Here is a 225-nt window from a genome sequence, read left to right as displayed (position 1 = left end):
AACATTTAATGAAGATAGGTTCTCTGTATTTCGCAAGTGAAAAGTGAACCATTTCGCAACTTAATTTTGAACCACTGATGCTGTTTCACTTTTGAGCCATTCTTCCGTTTCTCTCATCCTAAAAGACGGTCCATTCATGTTTAAAACATGAGATTTATGGGTCAGTCGATCCGTTAGTGCTGCCGTTAAAACTTGGTCTTGGAAAATCTCATTCCACTTTATAAA

At 36.9% G+C, this 225-nt stretch carries 1 protein-coding gene; it reads right to left on the bottom strand.

The genetic code is table 11. The features are described 5' to 3' along the window. Window positions 1-60: 60 nt before the first annotated feature. On the bottom strand, window positions 61-222 hold the full coding sequence (locus FS628_RS31075) for an ATP-binding protein (protein WP_313958642.1): 162 nt from the start codon (window positions 220-222) through the stop codon (window positions 61-63). Between the last annotated feature and the right edge of the window lie 3 nt (window positions 223-225).

The organism is Paenibacillus xylanexedens (assembly GCF_007676705.1).
Lineage (GTDB): Bacteria > Bacillota > Bacilli > Paenibacillales > Paenibacillaceae > Paenibacillus > Paenibacillus xylanexedens_C.
This window is presented reverse-complemented; position numbering and strand designations above follow the sequence as displayed.